General features: G+C 52.7%; 23 protein-coding genes and 1 rRNA gene. 22 read left to right on the top strand and 2 right to left on the bottom strand.

What is annotated here, in order from left to right; all coding sequences use genetic code 11:
* Positions 1 to 343: 343 nt before the first annotated feature.
* Complete coding sequence (locus tag BBD41_RS18560; RefSeq protein ID WP_077568149.1) at positions 344 to 652, bottom strand: hypothetical protein; 309 nt, start codon at positions 650 to 652, stop codon at positions 344 to 346.
* A 154-nt stretch (positions 653 to 806) separates the two neighbouring features.
* Here BBD41_RS18560 and uptA point away from each other — a divergent pair, with 154 nt between their 5' ends.
* From uptA to BBD41_RS18660, 20 genes are all read left to right on the top strand, one after another.
* Positions 807 to 1,427, top strand: coding sequence for an undecaprenyl phosphate transporter UptA (gene uptA / locus BBD41_RS18565; RefSeq protein WP_077568148.1), 621 nt, complete (start codon positions 807 to 809; stop codon positions 1,425 to 1,427).
* Positions 1,420 to 1,986: a thioredoxin family protein gene (locus tag BBD41_RS18570; RefSeq protein ID WP_077568147.1), complete on the top strand. Its 567-nt coding sequence runs from the start codon at positions 1,420 to 1,422 to the stop codon at positions 1,984 to 1,986. The genes uptA and BBD41_RS18570 overlap by 8 nt, the downstream gene beginning before the upstream one ends.
* A 3-nt stretch (positions 1,987 to 1,989) precedes the next feature.
* Positions 1,990 to 2,628, top strand: coding sequence for an MBL fold metallo-hydrolase (locus tag BBD41_RS18575; RefSeq protein WP_077568146.1), 639 nt, complete (start codon positions 1,990 to 1,992; stop codon positions 2,626 to 2,628).
* A gap of 190 nt (positions 2,629 to 2,818) precedes the next feature.
* Positions 2,819 to 3,007 (top strand): hypothetical protein, encoded by a 189-nt coding sequence (locus BBD41_RS18580; RefSeq protein WP_077568145.1) that lies wholly within the window; start codon positions 2,819 to 2,821, stop codon positions 3,005 to 3,007.
* A 1,077-nt stretch (positions 3,008 to 4,084) separates the two neighbouring features.
* Positions 4,085 to 4,630 (top strand): RNA polymerase sigma factor SigY, encoded by a 546-nt coding sequence (sigY, locus tag BBD41_RS18585; RefSeq protein ID WP_099478424.1) that lies wholly within the window; start codon positions 4,085 to 4,087, stop codon positions 4,628 to 4,630.
* Positions 4,614 to 4,955: a YxlC family protein gene (locus BBD41_RS18590; protein WP_099478425.1), complete on the top strand. Its 342-nt coding sequence runs from the start codon at positions 4,614 to 4,616 to the stop codon at positions 4,953 to 4,955. The genes sigY and BBD41_RS18590 overlap by 17 nt, the downstream gene beginning before the upstream one ends.
* A complete protein-coding gene (locus tag BBD41_RS18595) occupies positions 4,948 to 5,145 on the top strand; it encodes a hypothetical protein (RefSeq protein ID WP_077568142.1) in 198 nt (65 codons plus the stop codon). Before BBD41_RS18590 ends, BBD41_RS18595 begins: the two co-directional genes overlap by 8 nt.
* A 53-nt stretch (positions 5,146 to 5,198) precedes the next feature.
* A complete protein-coding gene (locus tag BBD41_RS18600) occupies positions 5,199 to 5,393 on the top strand; it encodes a PLDc N-terminal domain-containing protein (protein WP_077568141.1) in 195 nt (64 codons plus the stop codon).
* Positions 5,390 to 6,313 carry an ABC transporter ATP-binding protein gene (locus BBD41_RS18605; protein ID WP_099478426.1) on the top strand — a complete coding sequence of 308 codons (924 nt, stop codon included), beginning with the start codon at positions 5,390 to 5,392 and terminating at the stop codon, positions 6,311 to 6,313. The genes BBD41_RS18600 and BBD41_RS18605 overlap by 4 nt, the downstream gene beginning before the upstream one ends.
* Complete coding sequence (locus BBD41_RS18610; RefSeq protein WP_099478427.1) at positions 6,310 to 7,086, top strand: ABC transporter permease; 777 nt, start codon at positions 6,310 to 6,312, stop codon at positions 7,084 to 7,086. Before BBD41_RS18605 ends, BBD41_RS18610 begins: the two co-directional genes overlap by 4 nt.
* A gap of 101 nt (positions 7,087 to 7,187) precedes the next feature.
* Entirely contained in the window at positions 7,188 to 7,568 is a 381-nt protein-coding gene (locus tag BBD41_RS18615) for a hypothetical protein (protein ID WP_007131648.1), read from the top strand.
* Between the two features lie 457 nt (positions 7,569 to 8,025).
* Positions 8,026 to 8,313, top strand: coding sequence for an Asp-tRNA(Asn)/Glu-tRNA(Gln) amidotransferase subunit GatC (gene gatC, locus BBD41_RS18620; protein WP_077568138.1), 288 nt, complete (start codon positions 8,026 to 8,028; stop codon positions 8,311 to 8,313).
* Positions 8,314 to 8,333: 20 nt separating this feature from the next.
* Complete coding sequence (gatA, locus tag BBD41_RS18625; RefSeq protein ID WP_077568137.1) at positions 8,334 to 9,791, top strand: Asp-tRNA(Asn)/Glu-tRNA(Gln) amidotransferase subunit GatA; 1,458 nt, start codon at positions 8,334 to 8,336, stop codon at positions 9,789 to 9,791.
* A gap of 31 nt (positions 9,792 to 9,822) precedes the next feature.
* Positions 9,823 to 11,262, top strand: coding sequence for an Asp-tRNA(Asn)/Glu-tRNA(Gln) amidotransferase subunit GatB (gatB, locus tag BBD41_RS18630; protein ID WP_007131645.1), 1,440 nt, complete (start codon positions 9,823 to 9,825; stop codon positions 11,260 to 11,262).
* 115 nt (positions 11,263 to 11,377) lie between these two features.
* Positions 11,378 to 11,839, top strand: coding sequence for a GNAT family N-acetyltransferase (locus BBD41_RS18635; protein WP_077568136.1), 462 nt, complete (start codon positions 11,378 to 11,380; stop codon positions 11,837 to 11,839).
* A 52-nt stretch (positions 11,840 to 11,891) separates the two neighbouring features.
* Positions 11,892 to 12,605: an MgtC/SapB family protein gene (locus tag BBD41_RS18640; protein ID WP_099478428.1), complete on the top strand. Its 714-nt coding sequence runs from the start codon at positions 11,892 to 11,894 to the stop codon at positions 12,603 to 12,605.
* 205 nt (positions 12,606 to 12,810) lie between these two features.
* Complete coding sequence (locus BBD41_RS18645; RefSeq protein WP_099478429.1) at positions 12,811 to 13,461, top strand: hypothetical protein; 651 nt, start codon at positions 12,811 to 12,813, stop codon at positions 13,459 to 13,461.
* Positions 13,462 to 13,527: 66 nt separating this feature from the next.
* Positions 13,528 to 14,847: a DUF4097 family beta strand repeat-containing protein gene (locus BBD41_RS18650; RefSeq protein ID WP_099478430.1), complete on the top strand. Its 1,320-nt coding sequence runs from the start codon at positions 13,528 to 13,530 to the stop codon at positions 14,845 to 14,847.
* Positions 14,848 to 14,935: 88 nt separating this feature from the next.
* Complete coding sequence (gene perR, locus BBD41_RS18655) at positions 14,936 to 15,355, top strand: peroxide-responsive transcriptional repressor PerR (protein WP_007131640.1); 420 nt, start codon at positions 14,936 to 14,938, stop codon at positions 15,353 to 15,355.
* A gap of 121 nt (positions 15,356 to 15,476) precedes the next feature.
* Positions 15,477 to 17,189 carry a glycosyl hydrolase family 18 protein gene (locus BBD41_RS18660; RefSeq protein ID WP_099478431.1) on the top strand — a complete coding sequence of 571 codons (1,713 nt, stop codon included), beginning with the start codon at positions 15,477 to 15,479 and terminating at the stop codon, positions 17,187 to 17,189.
* Positions 17,190 to 17,332: 143 nt separating this feature from the next.
* Here BBD41_RS18660 and BBD41_RS18665 read toward each other — a convergent pair whose 3' ends face one another.
* Positions 17,333 to 17,698 (bottom strand): DUF2614 family zinc ribbon-containing protein, encoded by a 366-nt coding sequence (locus BBD41_RS18665; protein ID WP_077568131.1) that lies wholly within the window; start codon positions 17,696 to 17,698, stop codon positions 17,333 to 17,335.
* 222 nt (positions 17,699 to 17,920) lie between these two features.
* Between BBD41_RS18665 and BBD41_RS18670 the strand changes: the two genes are divergently transcribed.
* Together BBD41_RS18670 and BBD41_RS18675 are read left to right on the top strand one after the other, a co-directional pair.
* Positions 17,921 to 18,802: a nucleotidyltransferase-like protein gene (locus BBD41_RS18670; RefSeq protein WP_077568130.1), complete on the top strand. Its 882-nt coding sequence runs from the start codon at positions 17,921 to 17,923 to the stop codon at positions 18,800 to 18,802.
* Between the two features lie 638 nt (positions 18,803 to 19,440).
* A 16S ribosomal RNA gene (locus BBD41_RS18675) occupies positions 19,441 to 20,995 on the top strand.
* The last annotated feature ends 105 nt before the right edge of the window (positions 20,996 to 21,100 follow it).

Raw genomic sequence — 21,100 nt, forward strand, 5'->3', positions numbered from 1 at the left:
CTCTATGACAGGGCATGCACTACACACGAGTCATTACTCTATGCGCGAGGCATGCACTACACACGAGTCATACTCTATGCGCGAGGCATGCACTACACACGAGTCATACTCTATGCGTGAGGCATGCACTACACACGAGTCATACTCTATGCGCGAAGCATGCGCTACGTACGTGCCATATCCAAGCACCGAGACACGCTCTAACACTAGGCAAGCCCTACACACGAAGCTGCTGTAGGACCTTGGTTTTATGCCCTCCATCGCCAGCATTGCTGCCCTCGCCGCGAGGGTGGCAGTGGACCATGGCGGCGCTTGTCTTAGGCCGAATCCGGTCCGGCACGGCCTAACCGCCAAAGGCGTCGCGGAATGCCGAGGCTAGCTGCCGCTCCGGAACCTGCCACAGCTCCGCGATCTCGCCGCAGACCTCTTTTTCCCACCAGTCGCACAGCAGCTTTTTATTGCTGTAATTGTCATGAATCCAGATCAGGTTACCGATGACTTTCCGGTAGTACAGCTCCTCTCCTTGCTTTACGGCTTCCGGCGGAATGAATTGCTTCAGACGTTTGGCCGTCCGGTACAATTCCTTGCTGCAGGCCCGCCTGATGCCGCGCGGCGAAGGGGGCTTGCCGCCCGGTTGTTTCGTATGATACATCGCTATTCACTCCTTTTGCTTCACCATATGTACTGCAACGGGCGGAAGTCACAGTGTCTCCGGCAAAATGGGCACAGTAGAAGGCATGTCCGGGGCTATGGTAGAATAGGCTAGTAGAAGAAATCAGCGCAAACAGAAAGAGGTGTGCCTTCGCGTGGAATTCTTTTACGATATTGTCGGCCGGTTGTTTGAATGGATTCAGCAGCTGGGATACTTCGGGATTATGCTTGGCCTGATGGTGGAGGTGATCCCGAGCGAGATCGTCTTGGCCTACGGTGGTTATTTGATATCGCTGGGCGAGGTTCATTTTCTCGGGGCCATGCTGTTCGGGACTGTCGGCGGCGTACTGGCGCAGCTGTTCGTTTATTGGATCGGCCGCTATGGCGGCAGGCCGTTTTTGGAGAAATACGGGAAGTATATATTGATTAAAAAGCAGCACATGGATTACGCTGAAGAATGGTTCGCCAAATACGGCACCGGCGTTATTTTTACGGCGCGGTTTGTGCCTGTTGTGAGACATGCCATCTCGATACCGGCAGGGATCTCGAAGATGAATGTGGGCCGCTTCACGCTCCTGACGACGCTGGCGGTCATACCGTGGACGGCTTTATTTTTATATCTGGGCTGGATGCTGGGGGACCGTTGGGAACAGATTGGCGAGAAGGCAAAGCCTTATACGCAGGAAATTTTGCTGGGGGCTTTGGCTGTCATGATTCTTTATTTTTTGATCAAATGGATAAAATCAGCGAAAGTGAGGTCGAGGCTAGATGAGTAAAAATGTGGCTTCCTATTTGGGAACCGGTATAACCCCGCAGCAGTTTGTCGAAGGCATGGAGAAGAACCAGGAGGCCTTCCAAGCGGGATACGAGCAGTTCAAGTGGAGTAATGCCGAGGATCGGGAATTCTTCGAAAGTTTAAATTACCGCGATGATTTGAGGGTGCTTATCCTTGCAGCGGATTGGTGCGGCGATGTTGTCCGCAACGTGCCGGTCGTATTTCGCGCAATGGAAACCGCGGGGATCCCGACGGAAGTGTTCATCCTGGAACAAAATTTTGAGCTGATGGACCAGTTTCTGACGATGGGCGGGCGCTCGGTGCCGGTTGTCATTTTTGCGGATACCGGCGGTTATGTGATGGGCACTTGGGGGCCCCGGCCTGCCCATGTCCAGAAGCATATGATCGAGTTTAAACAGAATAACCCTGACCGCGAAGCCTCGGATTACCAAGACAACCTCGCTGCCACAAGACAAAAAATCATCCAAGCCTATGGGGAAGGAAATGAGTTTCATGCCGTCATCATTAAGGAACTGCGCGAGCTCATTTCGGGGTTTTAAATAATGGCGCTTCATATCGAAACCTTTAGCTTGGGGCCGCTGGAAACCAATGCATATTTGCTGAGAGGCAGCGAGGAAGGCAAAGCGATCATCATTGATCCGGGGATGAATCCAGCTCCGCTTGTCAAACGAATAGCAGATTTAGAGATTGAAGCGATCCTGCTGACGCATGCGCATTTTGATCATATGGGCGGCGTAGAGGAGATTCGCAAGCTGAAGGGATGTCCGGTTTATCTGCATACGATGGAGAGCGAATGGCTGACCAATCCGAAGCTGAACGGGTCGACGAGATGGCCGGAGGTTTGTCCGCCGCTGTCCACCGGGCCCGCTGAATACGATCTGGCGGATGGGCTTGAGCTGCAGCTGATCGGCGAAACCTTCAAGGTGTACCATACGCCGGGCCATTCGCCGGGAAGCGTCAGCTTCCTATGTGGAAATGACCTCTTCTCAGGGGACGTGCTCTTCCGGATGGGGGTTGGACGTACCGATCTGCCTGGAGGGCGGGAACGGGATTTAATCCATTCCATCCAGAATACGCTGTATTCCTTTTCCGACGAGGTTGTCGTATATCCCGGACACGGACCCCGGACCAAAATCGGGTATGAAAAACAGCATAATCCGTACGTTCCGGCCAGAAGCTAACATAATTACGACAAAAATCGAGAATTATGTCTGGACAAACGAAGACAAGATTGATACAATACGGTTAATTAAATGTTACCCATTGCGAAGCACGCAGACTGTGGAATCCGTCCCGGTTTGCGTTCTTTTATTTTATGGGCCTTTATGCGCGTTTTTATGTTGGGGATGGATGTTATTAGGGGGAGTCGCTGTGAGAAAAGATGAGTTGTCGCTTTTGGACGGATACGTAGCCGGAAGCAAGGAAGAAATGTCGAGAGACCATCATCTGCGAGCGCAACCGGAGATATCATCAATCGTGTGGAGTCGGCTGGTAAAGGGGGAAGCGCTCGTCCGGCAGCCATGGCATCAACGTCTGCAGTACATAAGATACCATGAGTAGATAGATTTTCATCAGAGCAGAGCGGGATAGAGACTATTCAGGGCAGAGTTTACAAAGTACATTACGCGGCAGCATGGGTAAGGTAGGTAATACGGGCAATGTATATGAATCGGGAAGTGCGGACAAGGGACATGACTACACAGTCATAGCTTAATTCAGATAAACGATCAGGATTGACTTTTTTGGCGCGGTAGGAAATCATATTAGTTGTCATACGGGTATACCTTGGAGCTCCTTATTAAGGGCGCGGAGTTAAACGTGCGTTCTACATGAGGGGCTCTTTTATTTTAGGTAATTTTGTTGTTCTCGCTGTCTTAGAGCGCAAACCGCCCACTATTGCCGGAACATGTTCCTTTTAGGTACTTGTAGAGCGCAAACCGCCCCCAAACGCCGGAACAAGTCCCTTTTAGGTACTTATAGAGCGCAAACGACCCGCAATCGCGGGAACAAGTCCCTTTTAGGTACTGTAGAGCGCAAACCGCCCCCAAACGCCGGAACAAGTCCCTTTTAAGTACTTGTAGAACGCAAACCGCCCCCAAACGCCGGAACAAGTCCCTTTTAAGTACTTGTAGAACGCAAACCGCCCTCCACTGCCGGAACAAGTCCCTTTTAAGTACTTGTGGAGCGCAAACGGCCCTCCAATTCCGGAGCAAGTCCCTTTTAGGTACTTGTGAAGCGCAAACCGCCCACTATTGCCGGAACAAGTTCCTTTTAGGTACTTGTGACACACATTTTCTTCCCCGTTAGGCCCGCCTTGAATGCACCCCTTTTGTTAAGGCAAACACTACTTTGTACGACGTCGGTGCGCTTAGCCCATCGGAGTCCTCGCGGTTGGCCGTACCGGGGCCCCAGCACGAGGTTTACTGCCCCTGCACATGGCCTTGCGCTAGGGCCATTGGAGTCCTTAGCTTGGCTCTATCGCCATTGGCCATGCGGTCGGCCCTACTGGACATCCAACACACAGCCTATTAGTTGCCCTTGCGAGTGCAGCCGATAAAGAAAATATATTTCGATTTGAACGATTCCATAGAGCAGATCGTACTACGATGGAAGAGGAAAGAAGGTGATGGTTTCGCAATGATCCTTGAAGAAGAGGATTGGATACGAAAAGCGCAGCAAGGCGATACGAATGCAATGGGGCAGCTTTTTAAGCACCATTACAGCTTTTTATATAAATACCTGCTGAAGATCACGATGGATCAAACCGTGGCAGAGGATACCGCCCAGGACACCGTGATTCGCTGCATGGAGAATCTGTCGCGATATAACGGGACCTCGTCCTTCTCTTCTTGGATGATTACGATTGCCACCAGGCTCTATATCGACCGCACCCGAAAGAGAAAGCGGGAGAAAAGGTGGCTTGAGGAAGAGCAGCAGCGGTCGGTCAGACGGCTTCGCTGGCAGATGGAGCGGCAGGGGGAGGAGTGGACCGATTTGTTGGATGGCCTTGCCGGGCTGTCCGAAGAGCATCGGATCGCGATTCTGCTGAAGCATTATTACGGCTACAGTTACGAGGAGATCGGCGATATGCTCGGCATACCGGAAGGTACGGTTAAATCTAGAACCGCTTATGGCATTAAGCAATTGCGGAAGGAGTTGAAGATGGATGGCGAACAAGCCTGATACGGAAAACGAGATTTTGCTGGAGGGCTTAAGCCGGGATCTCGAGCGTCTGGAACGGGTGTTTGATGAGGGACCATCGCCCTCCTTGGAGGAATTTCAGATGCTCGCGGCACATACCCTTTGGCGAAAGCGGCGCCGGATGAAATACGAGCTGGTGCTCTTTATGCTGACAGCCTTGCTCATCGTAAGCATCGTTTGTATGGCGGCGTTGGCCGCACCGATGGTGCTGATCCTGATCCATGGAGCCAGCATGCTGGCAGGGATCGTGATTCTCGCAAGCTCCAGGAAACTAAGATCCGCCGGAAAGAAGGGATCCCATGAATGATGTAAGCACGGTCCCGGTATGGCTGCTTGTACTGATTGTTGTGCTGGTCCTGACTCAAGGGACCTCTCTGTTCGTTGATGCGCGCAAGCGCGGGCTTGGGAAATGGGCTTGGTTTTGGGGGATATGGGGCTCTACAACGTTTCCGCTGCCGCTGCTGCTTTACGTTTTGTTGGTGGTTCGGAGACAGTAAGGCGGAAATGAGGAGACCACCGGTCCTATTCTATATATAGAAGGGTGATCAAAATGGAGATCAATTGGGGATTAATCTGGCCGATTATTGCGCTGCAGGCTGTGCTGGGTGTAACGGCCCTGGTGTCTTTAACCAAGGCGGAAACAGAACAAATCCGAGGACCGAAATGGATGTGGGTGCTGATTATTATACTAGGAAACATCCTCGGCAGCGTCGCCTACTTCATCGGAGGGAGGAGGGCTGCATGATGGAACCTGTGCTTCACATTCACAACTTGACTAAGAATATGGGGAGTCTGACGCCTGTCAAAGGCATTTCATTCGGTTTGGAGCGGGGCAGCTGCACCGCGCTGCTCGGTCCCAACGGAGCCGGCAAAACCACGACGCTGCGCATGCTAGCAGGCCTTTTATCACCGTCCCAAGGAGAGATCCGGTATGGGAATACAGGTGGAGATAACCATCATTGGCGTAATCGGATTGGATACCTTCCCCAGTACCCGAAATTTTACGGTTGGATGTCCGGCTTGGAATATTTGATCTTCAGTGCCAGGCTGTCGGGCTTGTCCGGCAAACAAGCCAAACTTCGAAGCCTTGAGGTGCTTGAAATGGTCGGCCTGCGGGAAGCCGCCAAACGCCGGATATCGGGGTATTCCGGAGGAATGAAACAGCGGCTTGGCATCGCCCAGGCGCTTGTGCACGAGCCCGAATTGATCCTGCTGGACGAGCCGGTTTCCGCGCTTGACCCGATCGGGCGCCGTGAAGTGATGGATCTGCTGGACCGGCTTCGAGGCGAGGTGACGATTCTGTTCTCCACGCATGTGCTTCATGATGCAGAGGAGGTCTGCGATCGCATGGTGCTGATGGTCGATGGACGAATTGCCGAACAAGGGGAACTGTCTGAGCTGCGGGCCAAGTACCGTCAACCGCTCCTGCTGCTGGAGGTTGAGCCTGGCGAACGGGAAGCTGATTGGCTTCGGCGTTTGCCGGAGAGAGCTTTTATCGAAGAGGCCGAAATTCGCAATCGCGCTGCCAGGCTGGTCGTTCATGATATGGATGAAGCCAGAGCGACATTGGTGCGGGAAATGGCCGATGCCGGAATCCGGTTTCAACGCATCGAAGCAGGCGCTTCCTCGCTGGAAGATATGTTTATGAAGGTGGTAGGGGCATGAGCATGTTTTGGATTCATTTAAAAAAAGAAATGTTGGAAGCCGCGCGGTCATATAAATGGATATGGGTGCCTGCCGTGTTCCTGCTCCTTGGCGTCATGCAGCCGGTCATGATGTATTACTTGCCCGACATTCTGATGATGTCCGGCGATCTTCCGCCGGAAGCGGCTGCTTTGATTAAGGTACCGCCGCCCGAGGAAGTCCTGGCCTCTACATTGAGCCAGTTCAGCACGATTGGTCTGCTGGTGCTTGTGCTGTCGGGAATGAATACGGTGGCAGGGGAGCGCTCGAACGGAACGGCCGAGCTTGTGCTGCCCCGGATGTCCTCCGTGCTGCCGATGATGATCGCCAAGTGGACCGCAATGATGTCTCTGTTGATTGTATCGTTCGTACTGGGCTATGCTGGATCGGCTTATTATACGTCTCAGCTGATCGGCGCGCTGGAATGGGGACCGATGCTCCGGGCGGGCGTCTTCTACGTCGCTTGGCTCGCTTGGATCGTAACGCTCGTGCTCCCGCTCGGAGCGGTGCTTCGCGGTCCAGCTGCGGCATTCATCGCTTTGGGAACGGCAGCCGCGCTGACGATGCTCGCTTCCTTGCTCCCTTCGCATCTTCTATGGAGCCCCGGCCGCTTGAGCGCAATCGCCACGGAATGGCTTACAGGCGGAGACCCATCAGCGTGGGCACCTGCGGTGTCGGCCATATGCTTGATCGCTCTGTCAACCGCAGCGGCAGCTCTACTACTGAAACGTCGGCCGTTATCGCCGCAAGTCTAGATGCCGCCGGAGCTTTGCTAGATTTCCTTATTGAGCATGGACATCTCTAGCTTTTTCTAGTAGACTATGGAGATAAGGATAGACAACTCAGGAGGTAGACGATGCTTCGTTTAGGGGAAAAGATTACAATCGTCGCGGACGCCTTTGAGCAGAATCTTCCAATTGGTCAATACGGATATTTGATCGCCTATGACCGAAATCCGGACAATGCGTTTGATTACGTCATTCGGATTCCGAACCTCAACCGTAATTTCTTCGTTCCGGCAAGCGATGTCGAGCTGGAATCTGTCGTGTTGAAACAGGAAGCCGAGCGGATCGAGCGGGAAGCGCTCATCGATTTCGCCCTGTCGACATATAACGAGAAGCTGTTCCATCAGGTGATGAACGGCGAGTTGCAAGCTGTTGAAGAAGAGGAAGAATCGAAAGAAACGATGTCCCAGGCCGATTTCATCAAGCAAGTGAATCTTCGTGCCTGGATTTAGAAGAGTCGGCTTTGGCCGGCTCTTTTTTGTAGATATCAGATGGTATAAGGCTTCGGAGGATCTCCTGGCTGATATCACCAGAAAAACTACCGTTAAACGCGGCCTGTCTTCATTGGTAGTACCTCGATAGGGCGTTTTTTTATGAGTATGAAACAGAAATGCATGATATCGGAGTATGTCTGCAGGGATGCCTTTCGGAGGGCAAGAAGATGCGGGGATGAGCCATGGTTCCAGCTTCGACTCCCCGGCATCCAGCGTTCTGCGTCCTAATCACCGTGAATTCCATGGTTTCGTGGCGGACAAGCTTCGCGAAGGATTCATCCCGGAAAAAAACGGCGAGGATCCGAGCTTTCCGTTTCGATTGAATCTTGCATGCTTCTACAATATAATGAGAAAAGTTATCGAGACAGACTTTACCCCATTCATCATCTGGGGCACGAAGGAGGAAGTCCAAGCCATGAGCATTACTGTCCAAGACGTTCAGCATGTCGCCAAGCTGGCCCGTCTGAACTTGACGCCGGAAGAAGAAGAGATGTTTACCGGCCAACTGAACGCGATTTTACAATATGCCGAGAAGTTAAATGAACTGGATACAGACGGCGTAGAGCCAACCACGCACGTTCTTCATCTAAGCAATGTCATGAGGGAAGACGAGGTTCGCGAGAGCCTGCCGATCGAGAAGGTGCTGCTGAATGCGCCGGATGAAGAAGACGATCAATTCAAAGTGCCGGCTGTACTGGAATAGCCTGAAGGGAGGAGACATACTTGAGCCTGTTTGATTTCAAATTGTCGGAAATACATAACAAGCTTCATGATAAGGAGCTTTCCGTATCCGATTTGGTGGACCAAGCCTTCACAAGCATCGGTGAGCGTGAGGACCGGGTGAAGGCTTTTATTACGTTAGATGAAGAGGGAGCACGTAAGGCGGCCAAGGCCTTGGATAGCAAGCTTGCCTCCGGCGAGAGCCGCGGTTTGCTGTTCGGCCTTCCTGCCGGCATCAAGGATAATATTGTAACGGAGGGACTGCGGACCACCTGTGCAAGCCAATTCCTGTCCAATTTCAATCCGGTGTATGATGCGACGGTAGTCGGCAAGCTGCGACAGGCGGATATCGTGACGATCGGCAAGCTGAATATGGATGAATTCGCGATGGGAGGCTCGAACGAGAACTCCAGCTTTTATCCGGTTCGCAATCCATGGGATCTGGAGCGGGTTCCGGGCGGCTCAAGCGGCGGTTCCGCCGCGGCTGTGGCAGCGGGCGAAGCTTACTTCACCCTCGGCTCCGACACCGGCGGATCGATCCGCCAACCCGCTTCCTATTGCGGCGTGGTCGGACTGAAGCCGACATACGGACTCGTATCCCGTTTCGGCTTGGTTGCCTTCGCATCCTCGCTCGACCAGATCGGACCGATTACGAAAAATGTCGAGGATTCCGCTTACGTCCTGCAGGCGATCGCCGGATATGATCCGATGGATTCGACTTCCGCCAAAGTGGACGTGCCGGATTATTTGAGCGCGTTGACCGGCGACATTTCGGGATTGCGTATTGCCGTGCCGAAGGAGTATCTGGGCGAAGGCGTCGATGCCGAAGTGAAGGAAACGGTCATGAATGCGTTGAAGGTGCTCGAGAGTCTCGGCGCCGTATGGGAAGAAGTTTCCCTTCCGCACACGGAATATGCCGTAGCGACGTATTACTTGCTGGCTTCTTCGGAAGCTTCTTCGAATCTGGCCCGTTTTGACGGCGTACGTTACGGCGTTCGCGCCGATAACTCGGGCAGCCTTATCGATCTGTACCATGAATCCCGCAGCCAAGGCTTCGGGGATGAGGTAAAGCGCCGGATCATGCTGGGGACTTATGCGCTCAGCTCCGGTTATTACGATGCTTACTATTTGAAGGCGCAAAAAGCGCGGACGCTGATCAAGCAGGACTTCGACAAGGTATTTGAGCAGTATGACGTGGTGATTGGACCAACCGCGCCAACGACGGCCTTCAAGCTGGGCACCCAAGTTGATGATCCGCTGACGATGTACTTGAACGATATATTGACGATTCCGGTCAGCTTGGCCGGTGTACCGGCCGTGAGCGTGCCTTGCGGATTTGCGGACGGATTGCCGGTCGGCATGCAGATCATCGGCAAAGCGTTCGACGAGTCGACGGTTCTGCGGGTGGCGCACGCCTTCGAGCAGAATACGGACCATCACAAGCGCCGCCCTGAGCTGTAAAACGCGTGGAAGAAGGAGGGAATACGAGAGAATGTCTACATCAAAATATGAAACGGTCATCGGACTGGAAGTCCATGTCGAGCTGCACACGAATTCGAAAATTTTCTGCGGATGCTCCACGGCGTTCGGGGCGCCGCCGAATACCCATACATGCCCGATCTGCCTCGGACATCCTGGCGTACTGCCGGTGCTGAACCGCCAGGCCGTCGAATATGCGATGAAAGCTGCCATGGCACTGAACTGCACGATCAGCGACGTCAGCAAATTCGACCGGAAGAACTATTTCTATCCGGATTCACCGAAAGCCTACCAAATTTCGCAATACGACCAGCCGATCGGACTGAACGGATGGATTGATATCGAAGTTGACGGGAAGACGAAGCGGATCGGAATTACCCGTCTCCATTTGGAGGAAGATGCGGGCAAGCTGACGCACGTGGATGGTGGCTACGCATCGCTCGTTGACTTTAACCGGGTAGGAACACCGCTCGTCGAGATCGTATCCGAGCCGGAAATATCCTCGCCGGAGGAGGCGAAGGCCTATCTGGAGAAGCTGCGTGCGATCATGCAGTATTGTGAAGTTTCCGACGTGAAGATGGAAGAGGGCTCGCTTCGCTGCGACGCCAACATCAGTCTTCGGCCTTGGGGACAGAAGGAATTCGGAACGAAGGCCGAGCTGAAGAACATGAACTCCTTCCGCGGCGTGCAGCGGGGGCTTGAATATGAGCAGTTCCGTCAGGCTGAGGTGCTCGATGAAGGCGGTGTGATCGTTCAGGAGACCCGCCGCTGGGATGAGGCGCAGGGCAAAACGTTCTCGATGCGCGGCAAGGAACAGGCGCATGACTACCGCTACTTCCCGGACCCGGACCTGGTGTCGGTGCATATCAGCGAGGAGTGGAAAGAAGCGGTCCGCGCGACGATTCCGGAGCTCCCGGATGCACGGAAAGCGCGCTATACTTCGGAGTACGGTCTTCCGGATTATGATGCGGCCGTCATTACGGCGTCCAAGCCGCTCGCGGACTTTTTCGAAGACAGCCTGAACTATACGAAGGACGCCAAGTCGGTGTCCAACTGGATCATGGGCGATTTGCTGGGGTATTTGAATGCGAATAATCTGGAGCTTTCCCAGGTTAAGATTACCGGACAAGGCCTCGGTGAAATGATCGGCTTAATCGAGAAAGGCACCATCAGCAGCAAGATCGCCAAGACGGTCTTTAAGGAGATGCTGGAAAGCGGTAAGCTCCCTGCCCAAATCGTTGAGGAAAAAGGACTGGTCCAAATCAGCGACGAAGGTGCGATCAAGAGCATTGTGGAGCAGGTCGTTGCGAATAATCCGCAATCCGTGGAGGATTATAAGGCAGGCAAGCAGAAGGCCATCGGCTTCCTGGTTGGTCAAGTGATGAAAGAGAGCAAAGGGAAAGCAAACCCTGCGCTCGTGAATAAACTGCTGGTAGAAGTGCTAAACGGCTGATCCAAGGCTGCATGGCATGAACTTATACCGGCAGGGATACCGATAGAACGGAGCTTGTCCCTCTGACAGGGGCAAGTTCCTTTTTAAAATATGCGACGAAGGAGCTTACGTCAAAATGATTACCCGCTTATCTCTGGAAGACCGGGACACGGTACAGCAAATATGGGCTCTGCAGCATATGGCTTATCCGCTCGAGGCCGAATTGATCGGCTTCTCTGAAATTCCGCCGCTGCTTGATACATTTGAGACTCTTCGTGAATGCGGAGAAACCTTCTATGGGTATATAGATCATGATGGAGAACTTATCGGTGCCATCGCGGTTGAACCTGAGCCCCATCAGGTGACGATCTCCCGAATGATGGTGCATCCCGGCCATTTCCGGAAGGGGATCGCCGGATCGCTGGTCCGCCACGTCCTGGACAGCTACGGGGAGGTTCCTTTATTTATCGTTTCGACGGGAACGCGGAATACGCCGGCCGTCGCGTTGTACGAGAAGTTCGGTTTTGTGAGGGATCATGCCTTTGAGGTCGCTCCGGGTGTGGAGCTGACCGAATTCCATCTAAGGGTTCATCCATAGAAGCCAATACGCGTAAACTTCAACGCAATCATCATGAGGAGGGCACTGCATTTTGAATAATCCATGGGTGATCGACAATGTGACGATACTGCTTCGTCTGCTGCTCTCCATGCTGCTTGGAGGCTTGATCGGGTTTGAAAGGGAGCGCTCGAACCATGCCGCCGGTTTGCGCACGCATATTCTGGTCTGTCTCGGTTCTTCGTTAATTATGCTGCTATCCATCTACGGCTTTGCGGATTTTGTTGCCGAAGTCAACGTCCGGATCGACCCAGCGCGACTGGCTACCGCCGTCATTACCGGCATCGGCTTTCTCGGGGCGGGCACCATCCTGTTCACGGGCAAATCGATCACCGGCTTGACGACGGCTGCCTCGGTTTGGGTCGTAGGCGCCATCGGGCTTGCCGTGGGGGCGGGGTTTTATTTTGCGGCAATCGTGTCCACGCTGCTGATCCTGCTCAATCTGGTGGTCTTCAATAAGCTGGAGCAGCGCTACATTCGGGGAAGCAAGCTCCATCTGATTACCGTCCATGCCGCGAACACGCCCGGTGTCCTGGATGAGGTGTCCGGAATTCTTGAGGAGCAGGGCTTTGTCATCAAAAAATTGGTCGTCAACGAACGGAGTACGGTTCCTTACGGTGAATTACAGCCTGCGCTCCCGATGCTGGAGATTTCCCTGCAGGTCTTAACCGACCGGAAATTCGAGCCGGTTGAAATCACGCGGCGCATACGGACCATCGGGCAAGTCTGCATGGTGACGGCGGAATAATTCGTAATGAACCTATTGAAAAACGGCAGCTGCTGATCAAAGGCAGCTGCCGTTTTTTAGGAGAAGCTGCTGGCTTTCGTATGAGCTCAGAAGGGCTCTATCCAGTTTTTTGCCAGTTACTTCACGCTTCGGTTAGGGTACTATCAAAGAAAACCGCGAACTGCGTGATCTACGTAAATACGGCATGCCGGAAGGAGGGAAGATTATGCGTACAGCACCTGAACAAAGGACCGCTCGGGGGAATAAACCGCGCAAAATCCGTGTGAAACGGTATCGGGGCATGCGGGGCAGGCAGCGGAAGCTATTCGCCCTCTTATTGGCTGCGCTCATCCCGGGCATGGGTCATATTTACCTTGGCATGTATCGCCGGGGCATTACGTTTATTATGCTGCTTCTGCTGGATATCTCCGCATTATTGTATTTTTCCTCGATCGGCATGCAGATCAATGTTCCTTTGCTCGTCGTGCTTGGACTGCTGATCCCGGTGGGCTATTTCTATAATGTGTATGATGCGCTGCAATCCGCCGAAGTGATCCTATCCCATAAGAGAAGGAGCGAGAGCGTCGGAGCCCCGGTTATTGACGGGAAGCGAAGAGGCAATCCGTTTCGCGGCGAGCGGGGGGCGGCCTTTGGCATTACGCTGGTCGGTTCGGGAGCCCTGCTCATCTTGTTTCATACCAAACCGCCCTGGCTTCAGTCCGTAATACGCGATTACGGCACGGAAGCAAGCGCAGTGGTGCTGATTGCCGCCGGGGCGTGGGTTGCTGTCCGGGAAGCGACCCGGCATCGAAAGAGCAAACGCAGCTTTCACGGACGGGGCGCTTCTTCACAAGAAGACAAGCATTTAAAGCTATAGAATAGCGGTGAATCACAAGAAGACAAGCGTTTAAAGCTATAGAATAGCGGTGAAGGGAGGAGACGGATGAAGCCTAGAGTGAGAGTAGGACGCTATACAGCGGCTGTATTGCTGATCAGCACCGGGGTACTATTGCTGATGGACGAGTGGAAAGGGACGGACTATGTGTTTCTGCTCCAGCGGTGGTGGCCGCTGCTGTTCGTCCTGCTCGGGATGGAATACTTGGTGCGTTATTCGTTGTCGGTCGTGCTGGGACGCCGGAAGGAATTCCGGTTTCGTCCCGATCTCCGCGGCGTCGGCCTTACCGTCTTTTTAACGGCGTCCGTATTCGTTATCTCCCAGCAGGAGCATTTTCTCCATTTATGGAACCGCGTCAGCCTGAATTTGACGGCTGCCGGCGTCGACTACAGCGAAGCGGCGGATAATCGTTTCGACAAGCCTGTCCTGGAAATCCCGGCCGAGCTCAGCACGGATAAGATCGTGATCGATCATCTGAACGGCGACATCTCCGTCGTGCGGCGGAATGTGGATGATATTATCGTTGAGGCCGAGATATGGGTCGATCAGGAGGAGCCGAGCATGGCCGCAGCCATCGCGGAGCAAAGCGTCGTTGAAGCAACGGAGGGAAGCACCGTCACGATTCGATCTAAAGGAAAATCGTACGGGGAATCGGGCAAAAGGCAGCCCCGCATCAATCTCAATATATCTGTGCCGGATGACAGGCGGTTCAATATGGAAGTGCGGACGATGAACGGCGGGATCTCGCTTAAAGACGTGCAGGCGATCGATAAAATCTCGCTCGAAACCGGCAACGGTCCTATCTCGCTTGCCGGCATCTACGGAAATGTGACGGGGAAGACGCTTAACGGGGAGGTTATGGCCCGGGGGATTATCGGAGATCTCAAGCTGTCAACGAACCGGGGGAGCATGACCGCTGTCGATATTGCGGGGGAAACGGATCTCAGCTCGCAAGTCGGCAACATGACGGTTAAAAGGGCATTAAATCATATTCACGTGCAGACGAGAAACGGCCATATTCTGGTTAGCGACGTCCCGGCCGATCTGAGCGCAGAGTCGTTGAATGGCAGCGTGACGATCCGCTCAACGAAGGTCGGCGGCGACTGGAACATATATAGTGCGGTGGGAGAAATGAAGCTTCATATTCCGCTTGAAGGGGATTACAAGCTGGAGGGAACGATCAGCTACGGCCGTATTTTAACCACGCTGCCTAATCTGTTCATCGAGCAGAAGACGATTTCCGGGGAAGCCGGAGCTGGCGAGCATTCGATCAAGATCGAGGGCAACAGCGATCTGAACATCTACCGAAGCTATCCGGAAAGCTCGGAGAGCATCAACAACAGGGGCATGGCGCCTCTGCCGCATTGACAAAAATCCAACAGCCGCCGTACAATAAAGGATAAGAGCGGCTTAGGCTGCGGATAATCCTAGTTCAACTTGAAGGCGGTGGGCAACCATGGCAACTTCCGTGCAGCATGCGCTGGAACAACTTAAAACGACCGGTGTCCGTATTACGCCGCAACGTCATGCGATTTTAACATATTTGGTGGAATCCATGGGCCATCCGACTGCGGATGATATTTATCGGGCTCTGGAGCCGAATTTTCCAAGTATGAGCGTAGCTACTGTATATAATAATTTGAAAATGTTTATTGAAGCCGGTATGGTGCGCGAATTGACTTACGGCGATAATTCCAGTCGTTTCGATGCGAATGTATCGGATCACCATCATATTATTTGCGAGAAATGCGGAAAAATTGAAGATTTCAGCTACCCGTCCCTTAAAGATGTGGAAGTGCAGGCTGAGAAGTGTACCGGGTTTGAAGTGAAGGGGCTGCGGATGGAGCTATACGGGCTCTGCAAGTCCTGCAAATAAACATCGGTTAGGTTAGAAGAACGCGCGGAATCCACGATTCCACACGTTCTTATTTTTTTGAAGCCATTTGTGGGCATACCCGGAACATGGTATCGATCGATGGGGAAATGGAGGAGAGGTATTGGCAAGGAGAAGATATCGAAGAAAGCGTCGTGCCAGGAGAGGCTCCTTCTATATAGGCGTCATACTGATTGCTGCGGGAATTTGGTGGGTCATGAATGATCTGGCGTCGAATTCAAAGCATACTATCCCGGATTGGCTGGGGATGGACAAGCCGATCTTTGTTCAAGGAGAGCTTATGGATCACGCTGCCCGGGGGACCCAGGCGGATTTGAAGCTGCCGCTGCCGGTGATTCAAGAGGCGGTCGACGGCAATATCCGTTACGAGCCGGATTCGAAGTCGGTAATTATTACGACCACGGAATCGGTGCTGCGGATGAAGATTGGATCAAGGGAGGGCGAGCTGAACGGCAAGCCGTTAACTTATCCGGTTGCACCCGAGCTCGTTGACGGCATCGTGTATGTTCCGATGAAGCCGCTCAAAGAGCATTACGGCATAGCGGTACATGAGGACGGGGCCGACGGGGCGGTTATCCTGATGCGGGCCGGCGATTCGATTCAGTTGGCTGAGGCCGCACCGGCCAAGTCTGACGGAACGGTTGCGATGAGAGCGGACATGGGGAAAAAATCGCCGATCGTGCTCGATCTTTCAGCTGGGCAGCGGCTGCGCATATGGCGTGAGGAAGCAGGATGGTATTTTGTACAAACGGATAACGGATATACCGGATATGTTCCGGTGGAGCGGGTTGCGAAGAGGGAAGTGAAGGACATTCCGGTCATCGCCGAAAAACCGTCCCGAGCAGAGCGCGAATGGAAAAATAAATCCGTTAATTTGGCGTGGGAGGCCGTGTATACGAGAAATCCGAGCCCTGATCAAATCGAGCCGATGCCCGGCGTGAATGTGGTCAGTCCTACCTGGTTCAGCATTGCCGATACGGAAGGCAGCGTCAAATCCAAAGCCTCGTTGCCGTATGTTACCTGGGCGCATAAACGGGACATGGAGGTGTGGGGGCTTCTGGACAACAGCTTTGACCCTGAGCTAACGACCGAAGCGCTGTCAACGTATGACCGGAGATCCCGCATTATCGGGCAAATGCTTTCCTATGCCAAGCAGTATAAGCTTGACGGCATCAACATCGATTTTGAGAATGTCCATACCAAGGACAAAGATAAGGTTGTTCAGTTTGTGCGTGAGCTGAGGCCGTTCGCAAAGGAGCGGGGCTTGATCCTCTCCATCGATGTGACGCCGAAGTCAAACAGCGAAATGTGGTCCTTGTTTCTGGATCGACAACGGCTGGGAGAAGCGGTCGATTACATGATGGTAATGGCTTACGACGAGCACTGGGCATCCAGTCCCCGAGCCGGATCGGTTGCCTCGCTTCCATGGGCGGAGCAGTCTGTTAGGCGCATTATCGAAGAGGACGGAGTACCGCCATCCAAGCTCGTATTAGGCGTGCCATTATATACGAGGGTATGGACAGAAGAGAGCGATGGAGGAGAAGTCAAGGTATCGTCCAAGGCAATCGGTATGGAAAAGCTGCAGACTCTGCTGAAGGAGCGGAAGCTTTCCGGAACCCTCGATGCAGCAACGGGACAAAATTACGTGCAGTTTAAAGAAGGCGGCGCCATGAACCGAATTTGGATGGAGGATGGCGTATCCCTTAAAGCCCGCGTTCAGTTGGCTAAAAAGCTGGAGCTGGCCGGCATTGCGGCATGGAATCGAAGCTTTGCAGTCCCTGAAGCATGGAAAGTGCTAAATACGATCCATGATTAGATTTAATGCCATCATCTGGTGATATCGAGGAAATAAATAAAACCGGTTATCCATTAAGGTAACCGGTTTTTTGTCTGTTTATGAGGCTTATAAGCGGCGGGGAAAGGCCAATTCTTGGGTAGTCCGGTTTTCCAGCGGTTTTGCTAAGTCGAGCTCTTCTGGGACTCCAGTTCCTCTGCGGTAATGTTGGCCTGGTTCGGATCGAGCGTCAAGATCGTGTGGCAGAACATGCAGCGGTCTGTCTTACCCAGCATTTTGGTCAGCTTGTCGCACTCCGGACACTGGATCTGAACAGCGCTTGTGGAGAGCATCCCGGCCCAGAAGTAAATGGCCAGACTGCCCATCATCATAATGAGACCGAATACTAACCCGACTCCTGCAAATACTTTGCCGGCTTGGCCCCAGAAGACGATACCGGCCGTTCCGAGGACCATGAGTCCCATGCCAAGCATGGTCAGCAGCAAGCCCCATGTGCGGAAAGCGTTGATTTTTGCGTTCTTAAAGATCATGGCTTCATAAACTCCTGTCTTTAAAATGTTGAATGGATCGTCATGATTAAACCAAACATAGATTCATTTGAGCATCTAAATAGAAGGCTGCATTCTTGCTAAAGCTACGCAATCCGGCGCCCTTTTTTCTTATCTACTAAAAGAAGGAACTGACATGGACATGTAGAATTACATTATAACTGAAATGGCTGAAGTTCGCCAAGGAATGTATGGAGGGGAACCGTGGAATTAGCCAACTTTTCTTTATATTATGGAAATACGGTAGATGATGGAGCTATAGGTGCGATTGCATACCGTAATAAGAACGACGCAATACTGGGCTCGCCTGTTCATGATTTCGAGATGAATCTCGTAGTCGTCTATGATGGAACACCTGACGAGCCTCCCAACCAGCATTCTATGGTAAACGGTGATCGGTGCCAGGTGATCAGCATCGGCATGGATGCATTGGAGCATGAGCTTCTTGAAGGGGAGCATAAGGTATTGATCCGCTGTTTTCTCGAAGGGGATATTATTAGTGATCATGAGGATCGCCTCGCCAAGCTTCGACGTGACTTCTTAAGATTCGCCGAGCCGATTCGGGAACGAAAGCTGTTTATTGGGTTTGCTCATTTTCTGCAGAAGTATGTGGACATTAAGCTGCTGATCAAGCAGGACCGAATTTTGGACGCCTATCATACTCTTCTGGAAGGGCTTCATTACTGGGCCGAGCTGGAGCTGATCGAACGGGGCATACACCCGGAAATCGCGGTATGGGAGCAAATGACGGGACTCAATACCCCGGTACGGAAATTGTATGAAGAGCTTACGGTCAGCACGGAAACACTTGATCAGCGGTTAGAGCTTGCGCTCCTTGCATATGAGTTCTCCATGGTGTCGAAGCTGGAGAAATGTGCAGCATTGCTCCTGCGCGTGATGCGGAGCCGCCGCACGCCGTGGACGATTCAGGAACTGATCCTTCATCCGGAGCTCGCCCCGGTGGCTGCAGAGCTCCAGATCGTACTGCGCAACCTGGTATATCGATCATTGGTCAAGGAAGCCCCTGTATGCAAGGAGTCCTGGCATAACGGCTTCTCAACCATCCGCTATTATTCGGAATGCTGAGGAAGGACGAGAGTCCTTCCTTTTTGTTTCTTTCTAAATGCGACCCTATCTGATCGCGATGGTTGATGCTGTACGGTGCATGTTGTCTAAGCCGGGCATGGCTGGACCTGGACACAAAGGAATTTCCTATACGAATGGGAGAGGACCCCGAGTTAGACGTGTTCAGAGCACCGATCAAAACCAGCGGCAGAGAAAATTAATTCCTCACTAGTGGACTCGTTTAGAAGGAGTGATTCTCTTTTCATAGAAGCAAGGCAGCGAGCAATATAGGATTTCATTTGTTATATGAAGTCGAATAATTTTTAAAAAAAGAATGTTGACGAACGCGATCGATCTGTGATACATTATAACTCGCCCCTCGAAAGGGACTTTGGTAATTCGGTTGAGAAAATGTCGAATTAAAAAGTTTTTAAAAAAGTTCTTGACGAAAAGATGGGCGATATGATATATTATAAAAGTCGCCGCTGAGATGCGGATGACGATAAGAAACACAGGTTGATCTTTGAAAACTGAACAACGAGTGAGTAAAAAACGAACCGCTTCGGCGGGGAGTTACAATAGAGAATTGAACAAATTCTCGTCAGTTTTTCTAAATGAGCTTAATCGCTCTTTCAATCAATCATCCGAAAGGATGATCCTTTTTGGAGAGTTTGATCCTGGCTCAGGACGAACGCTGGCGGCGTGCCTAATACATGCAAGTCGAGCGGAGCAACGGTTTCCTTCGGGAAACCATTAGCTTAGCGGCGGACGGGTGAGTAACACGTAGGCAACCTGCCCTCAAGACTGGGATAACTACCGGAAACGGTAGCTAATACCGGATAATTAAACCTGCTGCATGGCAGGGTTATGAAAGGCGGAGCAATCTGTCACTTGAGGATGGGCCTGCGGCGCATTAGCTAGTTGGTGGGGTAACGGCTCACCAAGGCGACGATGCGTAGCCGACCTGAGAGGGTGAACGGCCACACTGGGACTGAGACACGGCCCAGACTCCTACGGGAGGCAGCAGTAGGGAATCTTCCGCAATGGGCGAAAGCCTGACGGAGCAACGCCGCGTGAGTGATGAAGGTTTTCGGATCGTAAAGCTCTGTTGCCAGGGAAGAACGTCTCATAGAGTAACTGCTATGAGAGTGACGGTACCTGAGAAGAAAGCCCCGGCTAACTACGTGCCAGCAGCCGCGGTAATACGTAGGGGGCAAGCGTTGTCCGGAATTATTGGGCGTAAAGCGCGCGCAGGCGGTTCTTTAAGTCTGGTGTTTAAACCCGAGGCTCAACTTCGGGACGCACTGGAAACTGGGGAACTTGAGTGCAGAAGAGGAGAGTGGAATTCCACGTGTAGCGGTGAAATGCGTAGATATGTGGAGGAACACCAGTGGCGAAGGCGACTCTCTGGGCTGTAACTGACGCTGAGGCGCGAAAGCGTGGGGAGCGAACAGGATTAGATACCCTGGTAGTCCACGCCGTAAACGATGAATGCTAGGTGTTAGGGGTTTCGATACCCTTGGTGCCGAAGTTAACACATTAAGCATTCCGCCTGGGGAGTACGGTCGCAAGACTGAAACTCAAAGGAATTGACGGGGACCCGCACAAGCAGTGGAGTATGTGGTTTAATTCGAAGCAACGCGAAGAACCTTACCAAGTCTTGACATCCCTCTGAATCCTCTAGAGATAGGGGCGGCCTTCGGGACAGAGGAGACAGGTGGTGCATGGTTGTCGTCAGCTCGTGTCGTGAGATGTTGGGTTAAGTCCCGCAACGAGCGCAACCCTTGATCTTAGTTGCCAGCACTTAAGGTGGGCACTCTAAGGTGACTGCCGGTGACAAACCGGAGGAAGGTGGGGATGACGTCAAATCATCATGCCCCTTATGACTTGGGCTACACACGTACTACAATGGCTGGTACAACGGGAAGCGAAGGAGCGATCTGGAGCCAATCCTAAAAAGCCAGTCTCAGTTCGGATTGCAGGCTGCAACTCGCCTGCATGAAGTCGGAATTGCTAGTAATCGCGGATCAGCATGCCGCGGTGAATACGTTCCCGGGTCTTGTACACACCGCCCGTCACACCACGAGAGTTTACAACACCCGAAGTCGGTGGGGTAACCCTTACGGGAGCCAGCCGCCGAAGGTGGGGTAGATGATTGGGGTGAAGTCGTAACAAGGTAGCCGTATCGGAAGGTGCGGCTGGATCACCTCCTTTCTATGGAGTACCTCGCTTCCGTAGCGAAGCGGTACAAATACGGTCAGCGCAAGCTGCCGGATAAATAGGCTTTACGAAGTAAAGTCGACCTACTCACTCGTTGGT

Source organism: Paenibacillus ihbetae, from assembly GCF_002741055.1.
GTDB lineage: Bacteria > Bacillota > Bacilli > Paenibacillales > Paenibacillaceae > Paenibacillus_AQ > Paenibacillus_AQ ihbetae.

What these genes read in the sequence shown, in the direction of transcription:
- gatB (WP_007131645.1), top strand. Translation starts at nt 9,823, where the DNA reads ATGTCTACATCAAAATATGAAACGGTCATCGGACTGGAAGTCCATGTC.
- BBD41_RS18645 (WP_099478429.1), top strand. Translation starts at nt 12,811, where the DNA reads ATGCGTACAGCACCTGAACAAAGGACCGCTCGGGGGAATAAACCGCGC.
- sigY (WP_099478424.1), top strand. Translation starts at nt 4,085, where the DNA reads ATGATCCTTGAAGAAGAGGATTGGATACGAAAAGCGCAGCAAGGCGAT.
- BBD41_RS18650 (WP_099478430.1), top strand. Translation starts at nt 13,528, where the DNA reads ATGAAGCCTAGAGTGAGAGTAGGACGCTATACAGCGGCTGTATTGCTG.
- gatC (WP_077568138.1), top strand. Translation starts at nt 8,026, where the DNA reads ATGAGCATTACTGTCCAAGACGTTCAGCATGTCGCCAAGCTGGCCCGT.
- BBD41_RS18635 (WP_077568136.1), top strand. Translation starts at nt 11,378, where the DNA reads ATGATTACCCGCTTATCTCTGGAAGACCGGGACACGGTACAGCAAATA.
- BBD41_RS18590 (WP_099478425.1), top strand. Translation starts at nt 4,614, where the DNA reads ATGGCGAACAAGCCTGATACGGAAAACGAGATTTTGCTGGAGGGCTTA.
- BBD41_RS18605 (WP_099478426.1), top strand. Translation starts at nt 5,390, where the DNA reads ATGATGGAACCTGTGCTTCACATTCACAACTTGACTAAGAATATGGGG.
- BBD41_RS18570 (WP_077568147.1), top strand. Translation starts at nt 1,420, where the DNA reads ATGAGTAAAAATGTGGCTTCCTATTTGGGAACCGGTATAACCCCGCAG.
- perR (WP_007131640.1), top strand. Translation starts at nt 14,936, where the DNA reads ATGGCAACTTCCGTGCAGCATGCGCTGGAACAACTTAAAACGACCGGT.
- BBD41_RS18575 (WP_077568146.1), top strand. Translation starts at nt 1,990, where the DNA reads ATGGCGCTTCATATCGAAACCTTTAGCTTGGGGCCGCTGGAAACCAAT.
- BBD41_RS18615 (WP_007131648.1), top strand. Translation starts at nt 7,188, where the DNA reads ATGCTTCGTTTAGGGGAAAAGATTACAATCGTCGCGGACGCCTTTGAG.
- BBD41_RS18610 (WP_099478427.1), top strand. Translation starts at nt 6,310, where the DNA reads ATGAGCATGTTTTGGATTCATTTAAAAAAAGAAATGTTGGAAGCCGCG.
- BBD41_RS18560 (WP_077568149.1), bottom strand. Translation starts at nt 652, where the DNA reads ATGTATCATACGAAACAACCGGGCGGCAAGCCCCCTTCGCCGCGCGGC.
- BBD41_RS18595 (WP_077568142.1), top strand. Translation starts at nt 4,948, where the DNA reads ATGAATGATGTAAGCACGGTCCCGGTATGGCTGCTTGTACTGATTGTT.
- BBD41_RS18600 (WP_077568141.1), top strand. Translation starts at nt 5,199, where the DNA reads ATGGAGATCAATTGGGGATTAATCTGGCCGATTATTGCGCTGCAGGCT.
- BBD41_RS18665 (WP_077568131.1), bottom strand. Translation starts at nt 17,698, where the DNA reads ATGATCTTTAAGAACGCAAAAATCAACGCTTTCCGCACATGGGGCTTG.